The following is a 441-nucleotide window of genomic DNA, read 5'->3' on the forward strand; positions in this document are numbered from 1 at the left end:
CCCACGCGCGGCATCGACGTCGGCGCAAAGGCCGAAATCTATCAGCTGATGCGCCGGTTCACGGCGCAGGGATACGCCATCATCATGATCTCGTCAGAACTGCCGGAAGTCATCGGCATGGCCGACCGGGTCTGCGTCTTCCGCTCTGGCGGGATCGTCGCGACGGTCGAGGGGGACGCGATCACCTCGGAAGGGATCATGACACATGCAACCACGGGAAAGGTCCACCATGTCGCATGACGCAAACACCGCCAGGCACCGCGCCTTCGACTGGCTGCTGCATTCGCCCCTGGCGCTGCCCCTGGTCGGGCTGATCGTGGTGTCGGTGCTGATGGCCTTCGCCAGCGACAACTTCTTCACCGTGAACAACATCCTGAACGTGCTGCGGCAGGTGTCGGTCGTGGGCATCCTGGCGGTGGGCATGACCTTCGTCATCCTGAC

At 63.5% G+C, this 441-nt stretch carries 2 pseudogenes; both read left to right on the forward strand.

Going from position 1 to position 441, the window contains the following annotated elements:
- Nucleotides 1–240 (forward strand): annotated as a pseudogene (locus TW83_RS16410) (sugar ABC transporter ATP-binding protein); the annotation flags it as partial.
- Nucleotides 230–441: pseudogene (locus TW83_RS16415) on the forward strand (ribose ABC transporter permease); the annotation flags it as partial. The pseudogenes TW83_RS16410 and TW83_RS16415, both read left to right, overlap by 11 nt.

This window comes from Paracoccus sp. S4493 (assembly GCF_000967735.1).
GTDB lineage: Bacteria > Pseudomonadota > Alphaproteobacteria > Rhodobacterales > Rhodobacteraceae > Paracoccus > Paracoccus marcusii.